Here is a 21,699-nt window from a genome sequence, read left to right as displayed (position 1 = left end):
ATGAGAAACGCACTCATTCAAAACATTTATCCATTGACACCCATGCAGGAGGGGCTTCTATATCACTCCATTTTAGACGAGCACTCAGAAGCATATTTTGATCAAACGGTCATTACCTTAAATGAACGGTTGAATGCAGAGACGCTGAATGAAAGCTTCCAAACCCTAATTGACCGTTATGATGTGTTACGGACTGTGTTTGTTTATAAAGAAACAGACCAACCGTTACAAGTCGTGCTGGCTAATAAAGAGGCAACGATTGATTATAGAGACATTACGGAATTAAATGAAGCAGAACAACGTTTATATGTTGATAATTTTACGATTAATGATCGGAAAATTCGTTTTGATCTGGAAAAGGATCTCCTTATTCGGATAAGTGTTCTTGCATTAAGTGATACAAGCTGCAAAATGGTTCTAAGCTTTCATCACATCATTATGGATGGCTGGTGTATTGGTACAATTGCGAAGGATCTGTTCCAAATTTACAGAGCTTATTCCCTCGGGAAGAAGCCAGAATTGGACGCAGTATTTCCATATAGCCGGTATATCAGTTGGTTAGGGCAGCAAAATAAGAAGACAGCTCTTGCTTATTGGGAACAACAATTATCAGGTGTGGAAGAGCAAAGTGGCTTACCTCTTAGCAGCAAGTCAACTGAGGATGGAAGCTACAAGCTGAACAACCATATTTTCACCTTGGACGAGCAGTTAACCCGTGGTTTGGAAATGATAGCACAACAAAATCAGGTAACCTTAAGTTCTGTATTTCATGGGATATGGGGTCTGTTGCTGCAAAGATACAATAACACCAAAGATGTGGTATTTGGTTCCGTTGTTTCCGGCCGTCCAGCTGAGCTGGAAGGGTCGGAGAAAATGGTTGGATTATTTATTAATACGATTCCTGTACGTATTTGTCATAAAGAAGCACAAACATTTTCCCAGATAATCAAGCAATTTCAGCAGAATATGATGGAATCGGGGAAGTACCATTTTCTATCCTTGGCTGATATTCAGATGCTAACCCCACTGGGCAAGAGCTTAATCCACCATATCATAGCGTTCGAGAACTACCCAATTACTGAAGAGCTTGCTGGTGGTGAAGGAGAACAGCTTGTTTCAATTGTGGAAACCGAGGGCTTTGAGCAAACGAATTATGATTTTAATATTGGAGTCATTCCTGGTAAAGAATTGAAAGTTAAGTTTGGCTATAACAGTATTGCTTATCAAGCTTCAGATATTGAAAGAATTGAACTGCACCTAAAACAAATAGCTGAACAGGTAGTTTCTAATCCGCATATGAATGTGGATGATATTGATTTGCTTTCTGGCGAGGAAAAACACAGAATCCTGCGAGATTTTAATGATACAGATGCCTTATATCCTCAAAGTCAAACGATTCAACAGCTATTCGAAGAGCAGGTGGCACTGACGCCGAATCGTTTGGCAGCAGCATTCGCTGATGAGCGGCTAACTTATCTGGAATTGAACGAACGGGCTAACCGTTTGGCTCGCGTCTTGAGGATGAAAGGGATGCAAACCGGCCAGATTGTTGGGATTGCAGCCTATCGCTCACCGGAGATGTTAGTCGGGATCATGGCTATTCTTAAGGCAGGGGGAGCTTACTTGCCAATCAATCCAGAGGATCCTCTGGAGCGAATTCAATATATAGCGGGTAACAGCGGCGCTTCCATCTTGCTGGTGCAACAGGAAATCCAATCTACATTAAAGGATATTTCAGCGAATATCAGCGTGCTTGCGATCGGAGCAGACTGGCCAACTGAAAAAACTAATCTTGAACCTTACAGTGGGCCGGAAGATTTAGCTTACGTAATTTATACATCCGGTTCTACAGGTAAGCCTAAAGGAGTTATGATTCGTCACACCTCTATAGTGAATCGGCTTCATTGGATGCAAAAAAAGTATCCGATTGGTGTGCACGATATCATTTTACAGAAAACGCCTTACACCTTTGATGTTTCTGTATGGGAACTATTTTGGTGGGCTATAGCCGGAGCTTCAGTCTACTTTCTTCCGCCTGATGGGGAGAAGGATCCCAAGCTACTGGTGGACACGGTGACAGAACAGAAAATTACAACCCTTCATTTTGTGCCTTCCATGTTGTCTGTTTTTTTGGAGTATGTTGAGCAGCACCAAGCAGAGGGGAAACTCAGCAGTATTAAACGAGTTTTCGCTAGCGGGGAGGCACTAACAGTAAAGCAAGCCAGACGGTTTAATACTCTGCTTCGAAAGCCGAATGGAACAACTCTGCATAATTTATACGGACCAACGGAGGCAACAGTGGATGCAACATGGTTTGATTGCCCGGATGGAGATGATTTGCAGAGTATTCCAATTGGTAAGCCTATTGACAATACCCGGTTGTACATTTTGGATCAGGAGAGGAGACTGCTTCCTGTTGGTATTCCGGGGGAACTTCATATTGCTGGCACAGGAGTAGCCCTAGGCTACATTAATCAACCCGATCTAACGGACGAAAGATTCACGGATAGTCCATTCGTTTTCGGAGAGCGCATGTATAAGACAGGGGACTTGGCAAAGTGGCTCCCCGACGGCAATGTGGAGTATCTCGGAAGAACAGACCACCAGGTGAAAATCCGTGGATATCGTATTGAGACTGGAGAAATCGAAAAGGTCCTGCTCTCTCATCATGACATCAGAGAAGCCGTTGTTCTATCTAGAAAAGACCAAGAGGACGAAACGTATTTATGCGCTTATATTGTTTCGGACCATGAACTCTTAACACAGGAAATACGATCTTTTTTGAAAGCGTCTCTGCCCTTGTATATGGTACCTGCTCATCTGATACAGATGGCTACGATACCTCTTACGCCTAATGGAAAGGTGAACCGAGGAGCGCTTCCTGAGCCCCATCATGTGATTCGGGAGCAGGGGGTTGTAGCTCCTCGAACAGATACAGAAACTCGTCTAGTACGTTTGTGGGAGGATATTCTGCATGTGAGCCCCATAGGTGTACACAGCCATTTTTTTGAACTGGGTGGACATTCGCTGAAGGCTACAATACTGATCGGGAAAATTATTCGAGAATTCCAGGTCGAGTTGCCTATGCGTGAAATATTTGAGTACCCAACTGTGGAAAGCATGAGCAAACTCATTGAACGTACCATCGGGAGAGGGGCAGGTACATTTACCGAAATTGCTCTACTTTCTGATCAAACCTATTATCCAGTTTCCTCCTCGCAAAGACGTCAGATGATATTGCATCAACTTGAAGGAGCGGAACTGGTTTACAATATGCCTTCTGTCATGCTCGTTCAAGGCCATCTGGATCAGGAACGGTTGAAAATGGCTTTCAACACTCTGATTCACAGACATGAAGCATTGCGCACTTCTTTCTCATGGATCAACGGAGAGCCGGTTCAAAGCGTACATGACGAAGTAGAATTTGAGTTGAAAATTCATAGTCTGACCAGCAAAGAGGATTCAGAGGAACAGCATATAGAAACGGTGCTAAGTGAATTCGTCCAACCGTTTGACCTGAGCCGTGCCCCTTTATTAAGAGGCGAGCTGATCCCGTTGGCAGAGAACAAAAATATGCTGCTGGTTGATTTACACCATATTATTTCGGACGGCGTTTCTATGTCTATTATTATGGATGAATTTGTAAAAGCATATGATGGACAGGCGCTTCCGCCTCTATCCGTTCAGTACAAAGATTATGCTAACTGGCATAATGAGCAAATAAATCATGGATTTATTAAAGAGCAGGAATCCTACTGGCTGGATCTCTTTAAACATGAGCCGCCTGTACTGGAGCTACCAACGGATTTCCCAAGACCGTCTATTCAAAGCTATGAAGGTAACACAGTATCCCGAATCCTGGGCGATGATATAACAGAGCCACTTCACAAACTTGCAGCTGAAACTCAAAGTACATTGTTCATGATTTTACTGGCTGTATATAACGTTGTTTTGTCCAAGCATGCACGACAAGACGACATTGTCATCGGTACACCGGTTGCTGGGAGAAGACATCCAGATACGGAAAAGATCGTCGGCATGTTTGTCAATACGTTGGCACTGCGTACTAGCCCTTCAGCGGAGAAGAGTCTTTCAGCTTTTCTGGACGAAGTTAAGGAAACGGTTTTATCTGCTTTTGAGCATCAGGAATATCCCTTTGAGCAATTGGTCGAAAAGCTTGCGCTGCGGAGAGATGTGAGCCGAAGCCCGATCTTCGACACCATGTTTGTCATGCAAAATACAAAAGGACAGCCGCTACAATCTAGTGGGTTGGAATTCAAACCGTTTCCGTTCAATCCAGGTGTATCCCGATTTGATTTAACCTTGAGTGCGGAAGAAACAGGCAGCTACCTTCATTTGAATTTGGAGTATAACAGTGCTTTGTTCCAAAAGGACACTGTCGAACGCTTCTTGGATCATATGGTGGTGGTGCTAAGGTCGTTTGTAGCTAATAGCACACAAACCATAGGTGATACCGATTTGTTAACAGCGGTAGAAAAAGAATTAATTTTGAAGAAATTCAACGGGACGGCTGCGCCTTATCCAAGGGAGAAGACGATTCATCAATTGTTTGAGGAGCAGGTGGAGCGAACACCGGAACATCCGGCAGCCCTATACAAAGATCGGCAATTGACGTACCGGGAGCTGAATGCCCAAGCGAATCGGGTGGCTCACGTCCTGCGGAAGAAAGGGATCGGGCCCGACCAGATGGTGGGCATCGCAGTTCATCGATCGCTGGAGATGATCGTCGGCCTGCTGGGGATTTTGAAGGCAGGCGGGGCGTATCTGCCGCTACATCCAGAGGACCCGGAAGAACGGCTGGGATTCATGCTGGAGGATAGCGGGGCATCTATCCTGCTGACCCAGCGGGATCAGTTGGACCGCCTTCATCCGCACGGAGCCAATCGCGAGCTGATCGCTATCGAAGATCTGCTGATGGAGGGGATGGAGCTTACAGGAGAAGAGTGCGAGAAGAACCCGGAACCCGTTAACTGCTCAACCGATTTGGTGTACGTGATTTATACGTCAGGCTCCACCGGCAAGCCGAAGGGGGTCATGATTGAGCACGCATCGCTGATCAACCGTCTGCACTGGATGGAAAAACGAATTCCGTTTGGAGCAGAGGATGTGATCCTGCAAAAAACGCCATACACCTTTGACGTATCGTTGTGGGAGCTGTTCTCATGGGCGATTCAGGGATCGACAGTATGCTTTTTGGAGCCGGGAGGCGAGAAAGACCCGGCAACGATAGCTGAAACGGTGGAAGCCAACGGGGTAACAGCGATCCATTTTGTGCCATCCATGCTGGGAGCATTCCTGGAGTATATCGAGCATAGCGGAGCCGCCGGAAAAATGCGTAGTGTCCGGCGAGTATTTGCCAGCGGGGAAGCGCTGATGACAGAACATGTCCGCCGGTTTAACCGTTTGCTGGGAGCCGAAGGAGCCACGCTACACAACCTGTATGGACCGACAGAGGCAACGGTAGAGGTGGCGTATTACGACTGTCCTGCCGAGCAGGAACCAGAGAGCATTCCGATCGGGAAGCCGATTGATAACGTAAAATTGTATATTTTGGACCATAAAGACCGATTGCAGCCGATAGGTGTACCGGGCGAGCTGCACATTGGAGGGGACTGCGTAGCCCGAGGATATGTGAATCGGAAAGAACTGACGGAGGAGAAGTTCGTAGCGGACCCCTATGCGGCGGGGGGGCGGATGTACCGGACGGGAGACTTGGCGAGATGGCTGCCGGATGGAAACATTGAATATATGGGTCGGATCGACCATCAGGTGAAAATTCGGGGCTACCGGATCGAACTGGGTGAGATTGAAGCGGCAATACTGGCCTACGAAGGGGTACAGACGGCAGTAGTGCTTGCTCGTGATGACCGTTCTGGGGGAAGTTATTTATGCGCCTATGTTGAACATGCCCAGGAATTCAATGTACAAGCATTAAAGGCTCGTATTAAAGAAGTCCTTCCCGAGTATATGGTGCCTGCTTATATCGTATCTATGGAAGCTATGCCTTATCTATCGAGCGGCAAGATCGACAGAAAAGCATTGCCTGAGCCTGATCACAGTCTGTCGATTGAGGTAGATTATATTCCTCCATCCAATAAGGTTGAAACGTTGATGGCGGAAATCTGGCAAGAGGTTCTTGGCTATGCTCCTATCGGAACGAATCATAACTTTTTTGAATTGGGCGGGGATTCGATTAAAGCTATTCAAATTTCCACACGTCTAAGTAAGCACGGATATCGCATGGAAATTAAGGACCTTTTCCGTCATCAAACGATAGGTAGCCTAACTCCAGATCTAAGAGCAGTCAGTGTTCAAGCCGAGCAAGGGATTATTGAAGGAGAGGCTGAGCTATCCCCTATCCAACGATGGTTTTTTGAGCAAAAGTTCACGGAATCCAACTATTGGAACCAGGCCGTTATGTTGTATAGCCAAAATGGGTGGAAGGAAGAACTGGTCGATCAGGTGTTGTGTAAGCTGACTGAGCATCATGATGCCTTACGAATGACATATACAGCGAATCAGGACAAAATTATTCCCATCATTCATGGTACGAATCGAAAGGCATATGCTCTTACTGCTCTGGATGTAAGCCATGAGTCATCCATTGAAGAAGCAATCCAGACCCTCAGCGAAGCGATTCAGCGGCGCATGAATTTAGAAAACGGTCCGCTTGTGCAAGCGGGGTTGTTTCACACCGCTCAAGGTGATCACTTACTACTCGCGATTCATCATTTGGTGGTAGATGGAGTTTCTTGGAGAATTCTATTGGAAGATTTGGAGCAGGGGTATATGCAGGCACTTAATAATGAAGAAATCCTCTTTCAGGCGAAGACCCATTCATGGAAGGATTGGACCCATCGCCTTGGTGATGATGCAAAGGGTGGGCGTCCAGCTCGTTACAAACGTTATTGGGAGAATGTAATCCGTCATTCCAGTAAACCGCTTCATAAAGACTATCCGGCCGCTGACAGAAGAGGGAAAGACCTGGAAATCTGCAACGTAAGGCTTTCCAAGCAACAAACAGATCGTCTACAGAAGGATGTACACAAGGCTTATAGTACGAATGTAAACGATCTACTGTTGACAGCCTTTGGGCTGGCATTGAGAGACTGGACTGATGATGACGAATTTACCATTTTGTTGGAAGGGCACGGACGGGAACAGATTTTTGATGATATAGATATAACCAGAACGGTCGGCTGGTTTACTACGATGTATCCTATTCATCTGGATATGAAGCATAATACCGATTTAGCTTACCAAATTAAGCTGACCAAGGAAGCGTTGCGACGTGTTCCTAATAAGGGCATTGACTTCGGAATTCTGGAATATATGACCCTACACGATTTGAAAAGTACTAATCAGGGAAATTTTGCACCTGAAATTCGCTTTAATTATCACGGCCAGATTGATTCAGGCTCTGTTGCGCCTTTATTTGTCGAATCAAAGTATTCTGCGGGTCGAACAGTAAGTGAGGAGACCGAGACACCATTTGTGCTTGATATTAATGGCAGTATCGAACAGGGGATATTAACCCTCGGGATTGAGTATAGCAGTCGTGAATATGCTGAATCGAGTATTCAAAAATTGGGAAATTTCTTGCAAAGTCGTTTGCTAGAAATTATTGAGCATTGCTCTGAAAAGAAGGAGAAGGAATGGACTCCCGCAGATGTGAGCGATGAGAATCTTTCAATTAACGATTTGGATGAGATTATGGCCTACTATAAAAATAATACATCTTCCTAGGCGGTGGCTTATGAGTAAAGATCTGCAAATTCAAAGTATATTCCGATTAACTCCGATGCAACAAGGAATCTTGTTCCATAGCCTGCTAGATCAAACTTCGTACGCCTATTTTGAACAAGTGAGTCTTACCCTGAACGGCTTACTCGAGGTAGAGCTTCTGGACCGAAGTCTTTCTGTTCTATTTGAGCGCCATGAGATATTGCGCAGCAATGTTTTTCACGTCAATATTGAAGAGCCTAAATTGATCGTATTCCGGCAGAAGCATCCATCCATTCACTTTGAAGACATTTCTTCACTAACGCAATCTGACCAGGTGGCCTATATAGAACAGTTTGTTCAACGTGATAAGGCCAACGGATTTGATATCACCCGGGATGAGTTATTCCGGGTCTCCATATTGCAGTGTGCGTCTGATGTATACAAGCTGATCGTTAGCTTCCATCACATCATTATGGATGGATGGTGCTTAGAAATCGTTCTGAAAGAATGGTTCCAGATCTACACATCATTGAAAAAAAATGAGCCAGTTCAGCTAGGTGAAGCTCCTTCTTATGAAAAATACCTCAAATGGCTGGACAAGCAGGATACAGATACAGCGCTTATGTTTTGGGAGCGATATTTGGATGGTTTTGAACAGCAAAGCATCTTGCCTACGAGTGGTAAAGGGAGCCACGTTGATTACGATCCACAGCAGCAAATCTTTAGCTTTGATTCGCAATTAACAGGTCAGTTGGAATCACTGGCCAAAGAACTCAAGGTTACTTTGAGTACATTGTTTCACTCCATCTGGGGTCTGCTATTGATGAAATACAACAACACCCGCGACGTGGTATTTGGCTCTGTCGTTTCCGGTCGTCCGTCAGATATTCCGGGAGCAGAAAATATGGTGGGCCTATTTATCAATACTATTCCAGTGCGTATATCAAGTGAAGAGGATCATCTTGCTTTTTCGGAATTCGTCCAGCATGTACAACATTCGGTTATGGAGGCGGGGGAGCACCATTATGTGCCTCTTGCTGATATTCAGGCGGGGAGTTTGTTGAAGAGTAATCTGATACACCATATTTTGGCTTTTGAAAACTTTCCGGGTATGGAGGAAGCCCCCGATCACGCGGACGAAAACAGTTTAGCGGTTTCGGAGATGGCTGGCTTTGAACAAACTAATTATTCCTTCAACCTTAACGTTGTCCCCGGTGAGAAACTGCGGATGAAATTCAGCTATAACGGTCTATTATACGAACCAGCATATATAGATCGATTAGGTCGACATGTTGAAGAAATCGCCCGCACTGTGGTTTCATCTGCTGATGTAGTTTTGAACGAAATAGATATTATTCTGCCAGAAGAAAAAGAATTGATTTTGAATAAATTCAACGGGACGGCTGCGCCTTATCCAAGGGAGAAGACGATTCATCAATTGTTTGAGGAGCAGGTGGAGCGAACACCGGAACATCCGGCAGCCCTATACAAAGATCGGCAATTGACGTACCGGGAGCTGAATGCCCAAGCGAATCGGGTGGCTCACGTCCTGCGGAAGAAAGGGATCGGGCCCGACCAAATGGTGGGCATCGCAGTTCATCGATCGCTGGAGATGATCGTCGGCCTGCTGGGGATTTTGAAGGCAGGCGGGGCGTATCTGCCGCTACATCCAGAGGACCCGGAAGAACGGCTGGGATTCATGCTGGAGGATAGCGAGGCATCTATCCTGCTGACCCAGCGGGATCAGTTGGACCGCCTTCGTCCACACGGAGTCGATCGCGAGCTAATCGCTATCGAAGATCTGCTGATGGAGGGGATGGAGCTTACAGGAGAAGAGTGCGAGAAGAACCCGGAACCCGTTAACTGCTCAACCGATTTGGTGTACGTGATTTATACGTCAGGCTCCACCGGCAAGCCGAAGGGGGTCATGATTGAGCACGCATCGCTGATCAACCGTCTGCACTGGATGGAAAAACGAATTCCGTTTGGAGCGGAGGATGTGATCCTGCAAAAAACGCCTTACACCTTTGACGTATCGTTGTGGGAGCTGTTTTCGTGGGCGATTCAGGGAGCGACGGTATGCTTTCTGGAGCCGGGAGGCGAGAAAGACCCGGCAACGATAGCCGAAACGGTGAAGGCCAACGGGGTAACAGCGATCCATTTTGTACCATCCATGCTGGGAGCATTCCTGGAGTACATCGAGCACAGCGGAGCCGCTAGGAAAATGCGCAGTGTCCGGCGAGTATTTGCCAGCGGGGAAGCGCTGATGACAGAACATGTCCGCCGGTTTAACCGTTTGCTGGGAGCCGAAGGAGCCACGCTACACAACCTGTATGGACCGACAGAGGCAACGGTAGAGGTGGCGTATTACGACTGTCCTGCCGAGCAGGAACCAGAGAGCATTCCGATCGGGAAGCCGATTGATAATGTGAAATTGTATATTTTGGACCGTAAAGACCGATTGCAGCCGATAGGTGTACCGGGCGAGCTGCACATTGGAGGGGACTGCGTAGCCCGGGGATATGTGAATCGGAAAGAACTGACGGAGGAGAAATTCGTAGCGGACCCTTATGCAGCAGGGGGACGGATGTACCGGACGGGAGACTTGGCGAGATGGCTGCCGGATGGAAACATTGAATATATGGGTCGGATCGACCATCAGGTGAAAATTCGGGGCTACCGGATCGAACTGGGTGAGATTGAAGCGGCCTTACTCGCGTACGAAGGTATCAAGGCGGCTACAGTACTTGCCCTTGATGATCGAGATGGTGGTAAATATTTATGCGCATATTTCGAAAGCGGAGAAGGTTTGAACACATCTATTTTAAGGGCGCACTTGAAGGCACTCATACCGGATTACATGGTGCCAAGTCATTTCGTTCGTCTAGATGTTATGCCGCACCTGTCCAGTGGCAAGGTTAACCGTAAAGCGCTACCCGAACCAGATCATGGGATGCGAGCCACCAGCTATGTTGCACCAAGAAACGAAACGGAAAGAAAACTAGCCGAGATTTGGGAGAAGTTGCTGGACATATCCTCCATCGGTATACACGACAACTTTTTTGAACTGGGTGGACATTCACTAACGGCGACTCGACTTATGTCTCGAATCAATAAGTTGCTGCAAGTTGAAATTCCACTCCGTGATATTTTTGCACATCCGACCATCGAAGAAATGAGTGTTTTGATCTGCGGACCAGAGGTTGCAGCTGGGACGATGATGGATATTGCTCCTGCCGAGCTACGCGATTCTTATCCAGTGACATCCGTTCAAAAGAGACAAATGATTTTACATCAGTTTGAAGGAGCAGAAACAGCATACAATATGCCCTTTGCCTTACTGATGGAGGGAGAACTGGACATCCAGCGGCTGGAGCGAGTGTTCAGGGATCTAATAGATAGGCATGAGGCATTTCGGACATCATTTGAGTGGGGCACAGAGGAGCCAGTACAAAAAATTCATAGTGAGGTTCCATTTCAACTGAGTTTCCAACAGGCTGATGATATCGAAATAGAAGCACAGGACAAACAGATTCAAGCGATATTCAAATCGTTCGTAAGACCGTTTAACTTAGGTCAGGCTCCATTATTGCGGGCGAAGCTGGTGCGTATTTCGGACAATAGGCATATTTTGATGGTAGATATGCACCATATTGTTGCAGATGGTGTTTCCATGAGCGTTTTGGCTAATGATTTCACGACATTATATCACGGGAACTCGCTGCCACCATTGCGTATTCAATATAAAGACTACGCCGTTTGGAACAGTGAGTGGATCAAAGAAGGACACTTGATGAAGCAGGAACAGTACTGGTTAGACTTGTTTTCGGATGAGCTTCCTGTCCTTAATCTACCAACTGATTTCACGAGGCCTCAAGTACAAAGCTTTGAAGGTGATCGGTATTCTTTTCAAGCTGACAAGACACTTCGTGAAAGTCTACAACAATTTGTTGCAGCAAATCGGACCACTTTATTTATGGTACTGCTATCGGCTTACAACGTATTGCTGCATAAGTATTCAGGCCAGGAAGATATCGTGGTAGGGTCTCCAATAGCAGGTCGTAATCATACAGATTTAGAAAATATTATGGGGATGTTCGTTAACACACTAGTGCTGCGCAACCGTCCAGCTGCTGACAAAACGCTCAAGCAATTTTTACTGGAGGTGCAAAGAAGCAGCCTGGAAGCTTTCGAACATCAGGATTATCCAATAGAAGATCTTGTAGATAAGCTCGAACTTCACAGGGATTTAAGCCGAAATCCTCTGTTTGATACGATGTTCTCTCTAGAAAATACCGACTCGGTAAGTCTGCAAGCTGACGGGATATCCATATCACCGTATTCTGTTGAAACTGGCATAGCCAAAGTTGATTTAACGTTAACAGCAGAAGCGGATCAAGAGGGACTCTCTTTTCGAATTGATTATTGTAACAAGCTGTTTCACAAAGAAAGTATTGAGAGAATGTCGAAGCATTATTTGCAGATTTTGCAGACTATTGTGGACTCTGCGGATCTCCGGATTAGCGACGTAAACATGGTAACTGCATCCGAAGAAGAGATCCTGTTAACGAAATTTAATACGGTACCCGCTTCTAACGAGAAAGAGAACCGAAAATTGCTGCATCAGCTCTTTGAAGAGCAGGTAGCGAAGACGCCGGAGCGTGTCGCAGTATCGTTCGAGGAACAACAATGGACTTACAGCGAGTTAAACGATAAAGCGAATCAGCTTGCCAGAGTGCTTAGAGAAAAAGGAGTACAGGCCAATACGCTTGTTGGCATTATGGTAGAGCGATCTTTTGAAATGATAGTCGGAATCCTAGGGATTTTAAAGGCTGGGGGTGCGTATGTTCCTCTGGCACCAGATTATCCTGCGGAGCGAATTAGTCTGATGCTATACGATTGCAAGATAACACTATTATTGGCTTCTCATCATGTTCTGACTGAATCAACTTTCATAAAAGAGGCAGGAGCAGATGGATTTGCAGGGGAAATCCTTGATTTGGATCAGCTCGATATGATCGTTAAGGATTCAGATTCTAGTAACTTACCTTATGTGAATGAACCGGATGATTTGGCATATGTGCTATATACCTCTGGCTCAACAGGTAAACCAAAAGGGAATCTGACCATGCATTATAACGTGGGAAGATTGATTAAAAACTCCAATTATATCGATCTTACAGAACAGGATATTCTCTTGCAGTTATCTAACTATGCCTTTGATGGGTCAGTCTTCGATATATTCGGCGCTCTGGTCAATGGTTCTAAGCTGGTTCTCTTACGTAAAGAGAATATGCTGAATCCAGAAAAACTGTCTTCCTTAATTCGAAATGAAAATGTCTCGGTATTTTTTATTACTACCGCCTTGTTTAACACGTTGATAGAAACCAATATTGAATGTTTTACTACAATTCGCAAAGTACTTTTTGGTGGAGAGCGGGTTTCACTTCCGCATGTGAGTAAGTTGTTTGAACATATCGGACCCCATAAAATGCTGCATATGTACGGTCCTACCGAAAGCACGGTCTTTGCTACCTGTTATAGTGTAGATCAGATTCATGAACGGAAAGGTACAATTCCGATTGGAGCCCCGATTACAGGTACTACTGTGTATATTCTGGATAAAAATCTTAAATTGCAGCCTATTGGTATTCCGGGAGAGCTTTGTATAGCAGGCGATGCACTTTCCCGGGGCTATTTGAACCTACCTGATTTTACAAAAGAAAAGTTTATAGACAATCCATTTAATCCAGGCGAGAAAATGTACAAAACAGGTGACATTGCAAAATGGCTTCCAGATGGAAATATTGAATTTGTAGGCCGCCAAGATCATCTGGTGAAAATTAGGGGGTTCCGTATAGAGCTTGGAGAAATTGAAAATCAACTACTATCCCATGAACGCATTAAAGAGGCAATAGTTGTAGCTAAACCGGATCAATCCGGCCAAAATCGTATTTCTGCATATATGGTGACAGACGGGGAATTAAATACTTCAGCTATTCGCCGTTACTTGGCGAAGTATTTACCAGATTACATGTTGCCATCCAGCTTAATACTGCTAGACAGTTTGCCGCTGAACGCTAATGGCAAGGTGGATCAGAAGAAATTGCCAGAGCCTCATATCAACTTAGACTTAAGCACGCTGTATGAACCACCGACAAGCCCTACGGAAGAGAAGTTGATCAAAATTTGGGAAGGCGTACTGGGACAAGAGGGAATTGGAATTAGTCACAGTTTTTTTGACCTTGGAGGAGACTCTATTAAGGCCATTCAAGTTATCGCAAGGTTGAGTCAAGAGGGATTAAAGCTGGATATGAAGGACATATTTCAGCACCCTACTGTTCAGCAAGTAGCACCATATGTCCAACGTCGTTCCAGAATCATTGACCAGAAGGCGGTAACAGGTGAGGTACAGCTAACTCCAATCCAAAAATGGTTCTTCGAAAATGTACAGGATGATCGGAACCATTTTAATCAAGCGGTTATGTTGTTTACTAGTGGTGTGTTTGATGAAGAAGCCCTAAAAACTGCTTTGGAGAATATTATTATTCACCATGACGCCCTACGAATGGTGTATGAGATCGGTCAGAGTTCTGTTTGCCAATACCATATGGAAACGCAGTTAAAGCCTCTTCATTTAAATATTTATAATCTACAAGGAAATAACGATGCTGAAAGCAAGATTGAGGAAGAGGCTAGTCGGCTACAGGCTACCATGGACTTAAGAGCAGGCGAGATTATCCGGGTTGGCTTGTTCCAAACAGATCAAGGTCAGCATTTGCTGATTGCTATTCACCATCTAGTTATTGATGGGATCTCCTGGCGAATCTTATTAGAGGATTTGGAGAGCGCATATACCCAGGCATTACAAGGTGAGGCTATCACTTTGCCGGATAAAACAGACTCTTTTCAGTATTGGTCCGACCGGCTTGCAGAGTATTCGAATAGTCGGGCTTTACTAAAGGAGAAGGCATATTGGCAGCAAATTGAAGGTGTTCAATGTGAGTCTCCATTTCCTCAGAAGAGAGCAGTTACTGAAGAGGGTGGAGTGAAAAAAGAAAGAACGAGTATAGCTGTCCGGTTGGACAAGCAAGATACACAGCTACTGCTTGGAACTGCTCATCAGGCCTATAATACCGAAATTAATGACTTATTGTTATCAGCACTTGGATTGGCTATTAAGCAATGGGCGGGTAGTAAAATCTTCGCTATTAATCTTGAAGGACATGGCAGGGAAGAGATTATGGAGGAGATTGATGTTACTCGAACCATAGGCTGGTTTACTTCGATGTTTCCTGTTGTGCTGGATATGAGGGATAGTGAAGATATTTCATCTGTTATTCGGCGAACTAAGGAAATGATTCGGCATATCCCTAATCGAGGGATTGGATACGGAGTTCTGAAGTATTTGACCGATGTGGAGCATATTCAAGATTTAGATTTTAACATACAGCCACAAATCAGTTTTAATTATCTGGGACAATTTATGGATGGTACGCAAGAGGGAAGCTTTGAATCGTCACCGTTATCTCCTGGACGTTCTGTTGGTGAAGGGGCAGAAAGCCATTTTACACTGGACATCAACAGTATTGTTTCCCAAGACCAACTGTTACTTGAATTTGGATATATTCGCGGCGAGCATGAAGACCATGCTATTGAACAATTATCCCTTATGTATATAGAGCATTTAAAAATGTTAATTAATCACTGTACAAGCATTTCACAGAAGGTTCTCACACCATCTGATTACCAAGACCATACTCTCTCTATTCCTGAATTAGATCAGATTCTCACACAGTTTGGTGGGACTGAACAGGTAGAGCATATTTACCCGTTAACACCTATGCAGCAGGGAATGCTGTTCCATTACATGATGGAGCCGGAAACTACAGCTTATGTGGAACAAGTCGCGATTGAAATGGAAGGTGAACTACAGCAGGAGCTTCTGGAACAGAGTTTTCAAGAATTGTTGGCAAAATATGAAGTATTGCGTACGAATTTTGTGTTTACCGGTATACATGAACCTCGGCAAATCGTGCGTAAACATCAACATGCAGAGTTTCAGTTTTATGACCTTACCGGGATGAATGAGCAAGAAATTACCGCTTATCTAGAGGATTACAAAAAACAAGATCTTCTGCGTGGATTTGATTTATCCAATGAGGCACTAATACGTATAAATGTATTAAAAACAACTCCTGATAAGTTCCTTATGATGTGGACTTTCCATCATATGATTATGGATGGATGGTGCGTAGGAATTGTCTACCACGATTTTATGAGCATGTATCTAGAATTGAAAGATGGTAGACCGCTTAAGTCTGAAACAGCCCCTGCTTATTCAACTTATATTCGTTGGCTGGAAAAGCAGGACAAAGAGGAGTCCATGCAATATTGGAAACAGGCTTTGGATGGATATACGCAATGTGCAGTTATACCAAAGACGTCCAAATTGCAGGCTAAAGAAAGTGGTTACCAGACGAGTCAGCTGGAATTTTCGTTAGACCAAACACTGACACGACGATTAACAGAGATTGCATCTCATAATCGGATTACGGTCAACACATTGTTCCAATCCATATGGGGGGCATTGCTTCAAAGATATAACAATACCAACGATGTAGTATTTGGAGCAGTCGTTTCAGGGCGACCGCCAGTAATCCCGGACATTGAGAGCATGGTAGGTATTTTCATTAATACGATTCCCGTGCGAATTTATGGCGAGGAGAATGAAAGCTTCATTGAAATGGCCAAGAGAGCTCAACAAAGCTCCATTGAATCGGTTAAGTATGAGTACACATCGTTAGCAGACATTCAATCCATATCTACACTGAAACAAAGCCTGTTAGATCATATTATTGTGTTTGAAAATTACCCTGAGTATGGCGAAGAAGAGGCGCTGCAGAAGCACAATCTGAAAATTCACGTGCGAGATATGGCTTTTTATGAACAGACAAACTATGACTTTAATCTTATTGTTTCCCTAAAAGAAGAACTGAACATTAAATTTCTGTACAACGCTGATACCTTAAGTAGAGAATTTGTGGAACGTATAAAAAATCATTTAAATGGCGTGGTCCGACAAATCGTGGATAATCCGGAGATGAGTATATCCTCAATTGAAGTAACTTCTTTACCAGAGAAAGAAGTGATTTTGAATGAATTTAACAATACGACGGCGATCTATCCGCGAGAGAAGACAATCCATGAATTGTTTGAGGAGCAGGTGGAGCGAACACCGGAACATCCGGCAGCCCTTTATAAAGGACGGCAACTAACGTATCAGGAGCTGAATGCCCAAGCGAATCGGTTGGCTCATGTGCTGCGGGAAAAAGGAGTAGGACCTGATCGTGTGGTGGGGATCGCGGTTCACCGGTCGTTGGAGATGATTATCGGACTACTAGGAATCTTGAAAGCAGGTGGAGCCTATCTGCCGCTGAATCCAGAGGACCCTGAAGAACGACTGGCGTTCATGCTGGAGGACAGTGGAGCATCCATTTTATTGACCCAGCAAGAGTTAGCGGAGCAGCTTCGTTGTCATGGAACAACCCGGGAACTGATCGCTATCGAAGATATGCTGGTACAGAAAAAGGAGCAAACAGGAAGAGAAAAGAATCCGGAATCGATCAATCGCTCGACGGATTTGGTGTATGTGATTTACACCTCGGGATCTACGGGTAAGCCCAAAGGAGTCATGATTGAGCATGCCTCGCTGATCAATCGTCTGCACTGGATGCAAAAGCGGATTCCGTTTGGAGCGGAGGATGTGATCCTGCAAAAGACACCGTATACCTTTGATGTATCGTTGTGGGAATTATTCTCGTGGGCCATCCAAGGGGCAACGGTATGCTTTTTGGAGCCAGGAGGAGAGAAGGACCCGGCAACAATAGCTGAAACGGTTGAGGCTAACCGGGTAACGGCATTGCATTTTGTGCCGTCGATGCTGGGAGCGTTTCTGGAATACATGGAACACAGCGGAGCTGCGGGGAAAATGCACAGTGTAAGACGTGTATTTGCCAGCGGAGAAGCGCTGATGACAGAGCATGTTCGTCGGTTTAACCGCCTGATAGGAGGCGGCGGTGCCACGCTGCATAATCTGTATGGCCCAACGGAAGCGACCGTGGAGGTGGCGTATTATGACTGTCCTGCCGAGCATGAACCGGAGAGCATTCCGATCGGGAAGCCGATTGATAACGTAAAATTGTACGTTTTGGACAAGAAGGACCGTTTGCAACCGATAGGGATACCGGGGGAACTGCATATTGGGGGCGACTGTGTAGCGCGAGGATATGTCAACCGGGAGGAATTGACGGGAGAGAAATTCGTAGAAGATCCATACGAGCCGGGAGGACGGATGTACCGAACAGGAGATCTGGCCAGATGGTTGCCGGATGGAAATATCGAATATATGGGCAGAATCGATCATCAGGTAAAAATCCGCGGGTATCGGATCGAACTGGGTGAGATTGAGGCGGCTTTGCTTGCACATGATGGAGTTCGGGCAGCGGCAGTGCTTGCCCGTGCTGATGACCGAACGGGGACGCCTAGTTTGGGTGCGTATCTTGTTGCCGAACCTCATGTGACAACGGCAATGTTGCGACAAAATCTATCTGTCTCAGTTCCAGAGTATATGATTCCAGCTTATTTTGTATTCTTGGATCAGATGCCGCTCACGTCGAGTGGTAAGATTAATCGTCGTATGCTATTAGAAATTGAGCTGGAGTTTGGTACCGGAACAGAATATGTAGAGCCCAGCAGCGAGCTGGAAAAGGAATTAGTCGAGATCTGGATGAGTGTACTCGGTGTTGAACATGTGGGTATCGACGACAATTTCTTTGAACTGGGAGGACATTCTTTAACGGCTATTCAGCTTGCATCTCGGTTACAGGGGATTTTGAGTAGTGAATTACGGTTGAGCAGTATCTATCAATACCCTACGGTCAGAGAGTTGGCACTACATGTGGAAAGAATGGAAGAGAACCATTCTGTACTTGCCCAACAATTTGATCAGATTATAGCGTTGCTGCATCAAAAGCTGAATGTTAAGGGATGGATACAACAAGAGCAATTCAATGGAAAATCTTATATTGTTCTACATTTAGAAGAGGGAGCCATTTCTTTCGAAAAAGAGATTATGGAACTGTTGGACATGAATTGCGATGAATCGATCCAGCCTCATTACGTCACTTGGCATGGAGAAGAAACTCTGAGACTAGAAAAGGTCAATCTTGAAGACATTAAGAGCATATGGACAGAAAGAATTGACAATGATTTGGACGTTTTCTCCAAAGCTATTCTAAGCCCAAGAGTGATCGAGAGACTGCCTGTATCTCCAACACAACGCTACCATCTCCAACACAGTGATATTTCTGGCACGATTATTCCGCTAGAAAAACATATGAACATGGAGTATGTGGGAGAAGCGATTCTGCAGATTATTCGAGATCAAGATTTGATGAGAAGTACGCTGTGTGAAGAAAACGGAGAATTGCAATGGCAAGTAAGGGAAGCACCGGATCATCTTCCTGTACCACTGGTGGATATCTCTATGTATGACGAAGATGCACAGCAAGTGATTCTGAACAATATCATCTGGCCTTATTTTTACAAAAAGCATGAATTGAGCAATTCACTTTTATATCGGATATTGATTGTGAAAAAGAATCTGAAAGACTACCTGCTTATATTACCTTTTTCGCACTCGATCTTTGACTTTATGAGCAGTGAGATTATTAAGCACCAGTTCAACACTTATTATGAATGTGTTCGAGCTGGAAAGGAAACGCCTGAAGGGAGCAAAAATCGTTACTCTGATTTTACAGCTCATATTATGGAAGGACCTCAGGGTGTTGACGATCTGGAACTAGTAACTACCTATAGTCTAGATAAGTTTGATCGTGCAATGGGTCGTATAACCAATTTTGTCGATCAAAAAGCAGTACTTGAAGGGCATACAACCGTTATGTGGGATTTAAAATCTTTCGAGAGAGCAGTTCACTTGGACAACACTAGTCATTGGGAGATCGCATTCTTTACGTTTACTGCTTTTTGTAAAATGTATTTCGAGCTTAGTCAGGTACCCATTTGGGTAACGCAGTATGGCCGAAGCTTTGGAGAGAATCGTTACTATGATGTTATTGGTGAATTTGTGGATCATATCCCGATACTAACAAATTTAGACCAAAACCTGGTATCTCTAGAACAGCAGGTTCGCCAAAGTGTTCAATGGGCAGCTGAACATAATATCAGCTTTGCTAACTTAATGTATAACCCGGATGTACAGAACGATTATCCTTTATCTGGAGGATACTTGCAGCAGGCTTTGGATAGAATGCCAATTGTATTTAATTTCCTTGGTGAGCTGAGAAGTGAGCATCAACTCCTACAAACGGTGGATCTGGGTAATGTCAATGTTGAAGGAAGATCACGAATCTTATGCGAAGTTTGGCATGATAGCGAGTCTAATCTGTTTATGGCACTAACTCTACCTTTTCCAGAAGACGAAAGTATAGTACGGAATCATTTACAAAGTGCCTTGGAGCAATTGGAAAGACGCTGGGCAACCGTTCTGTAACTCTTGCCCTAACCGAATAGGGGGATCTCATGAATCAGCCAAAGGAATTCTCGTTTTATGCTCGCCGGAATCTATTTATTTTTTCTGTGACCAGGCTTATATCCGAGCTAGGAAGTTCGATTTTTAAGTTTGCTTTAAGTCTATATATTTTGGACATCACCGGATCGGCCACTGTATTTTCAATGGTGTTAGGCTTGTCCATTCTGCCCGGAGTATTTGTCAATATTTTTGCAGGTGTAGTTATAGACCGGAGTAATAAGAAAAAAGTGCTTGTCATAACCGAAATATTAAGCGGCATAGCGCTACTAATCTTTTTACCCATTTTCTTGTTGGACTCAACCAATGTTATGTTGCTTGCTGTGTTTTCCGTTATATTAAGCTTAATTCAATCATTTACGTTCCTAACGCTGAATGCGTCAATTCCTAACTTAGTGGAAAGGGAAAAAGTTCATAGCGCAAACTCTTCTTATCAAAGCATAGGAGCAATCATAAATGTACTTGGCCCGATCCTGGGTGCAATTACTTATCGAGCTTGGGGCTTGGAAACGATTGTAATGATTAACGGAATAACATTTATTTCGGCTGGATTAATGCAACTATGGTTACAATTCAGGAAATCTGATGAACAAACGGTATCCTCAAGTTATTTAGACAGCGTAAAAGACGTGTTTGCGTATATAAACAAGCAAAAAGCCATCATGTATTTACTTGTCATCTTTGTTGGCATCAATTTTATGCTGGCTCCGTTAATCCAGGTTGTACTGCCGTATGTGACTTATCAGGAACTTCAACTTTCAGCTCAGCAACTGTCTGTTATTCAAGGAGCCTGGTTCGTAGGAGTCATTGCAGGAGCCATTGTGGTTTCACGTCGGAAAGTACATCAATTTGTTATTACCAAAATATTTATCCTGTTTCAGCTTCAAGCCATCTTATTCTTGACATGGTGTTTCCCATTATTGTTTCCCTCAACAGCAGGAAGCCTGATACAGATGACGTTCATCTTCATTATGATTTTGGCAGTAACCGGATTTTTTAATTCGATGAGCAATGTCCCCATGATTTCTTATGTGCAACTGTATACTCCAGAACATATCAGAGCCGGGGTGTTTGGTGTAATTAGCTCGATCACTATGCTAGCAACTCCGCTCGGAATCGGGTTGTACGGAATACTATTGGATAGAATCCATTGGGTATACCTTCCTCTGGCTTCGGGAATAGTTGCTCTGGTGATGGGTATCATGGCTCATAAGAACAAAGAATTACGTAACTTTTTCAGTCAAAATGCCGAACCAGTCCTTAATAGCGTAGGTGAAAAAGAACGGGTATCAGCATTATAAACTGAATTTCTGCTTATGATGTGATTGAAGGACCTGATGTTA

At 44.5% G+C, this 21,699-nt stretch carries 3 protein-coding genes; all 3 read left to right on the top strand.

The window, feature by feature from the left end:
- Genes BN1546_RS06460 through BN1546_RS06450 form a run of 3 tightly spaced genes read left to right on the top strand, consistent with a single transcriptional unit; the run spans position 1 to position 21,657 of the window.
- Positions 1-7,767, top strand: coding sequence for a non-ribosomal peptide synthetase (locus BN1546_RS06460; RefSeq protein WP_090736621.1), 7,767 nt, complete (start codon positions 1-3; stop codon positions 7,765-7,767).
- Positions 7,768-7,777: 10 nt separating this feature from the next.
- Complete coding sequence (locus tag BN1546_RS06455) at positions 7,778-20,320, top strand: non-ribosomal peptide synthetase (RefSeq protein ID WP_090736618.1); 12,543 nt, start codon at positions 7,778-7,780, stop codon at positions 20,318-20,320.
- A gap of 29 nt (positions 20,321-20,349) precedes the next feature.
- Entirely contained in the window at positions 20,350-21,657 is a 1,308-nt protein-coding gene (locus BN1546_RS06450; protein WP_058711019.1) for an MFS transporter, read from the top strand.
- Positions 21,658-21,699 lie beyond the last annotated feature (42 nt).

The sequence above is a fragment of the Paenibacillus sp. Mc5Re-14 genome (genome assembly GCF_001049835.1).
Classification (GTDB): domain Bacteria; phylum Bacillota; class Bacilli; order Paenibacillales; family Paenibacillaceae; genus Paenibacillus; species Paenibacillus polymyxa_C.
This window is presented reverse-complemented; position numbering and strand designations above follow the sequence as displayed.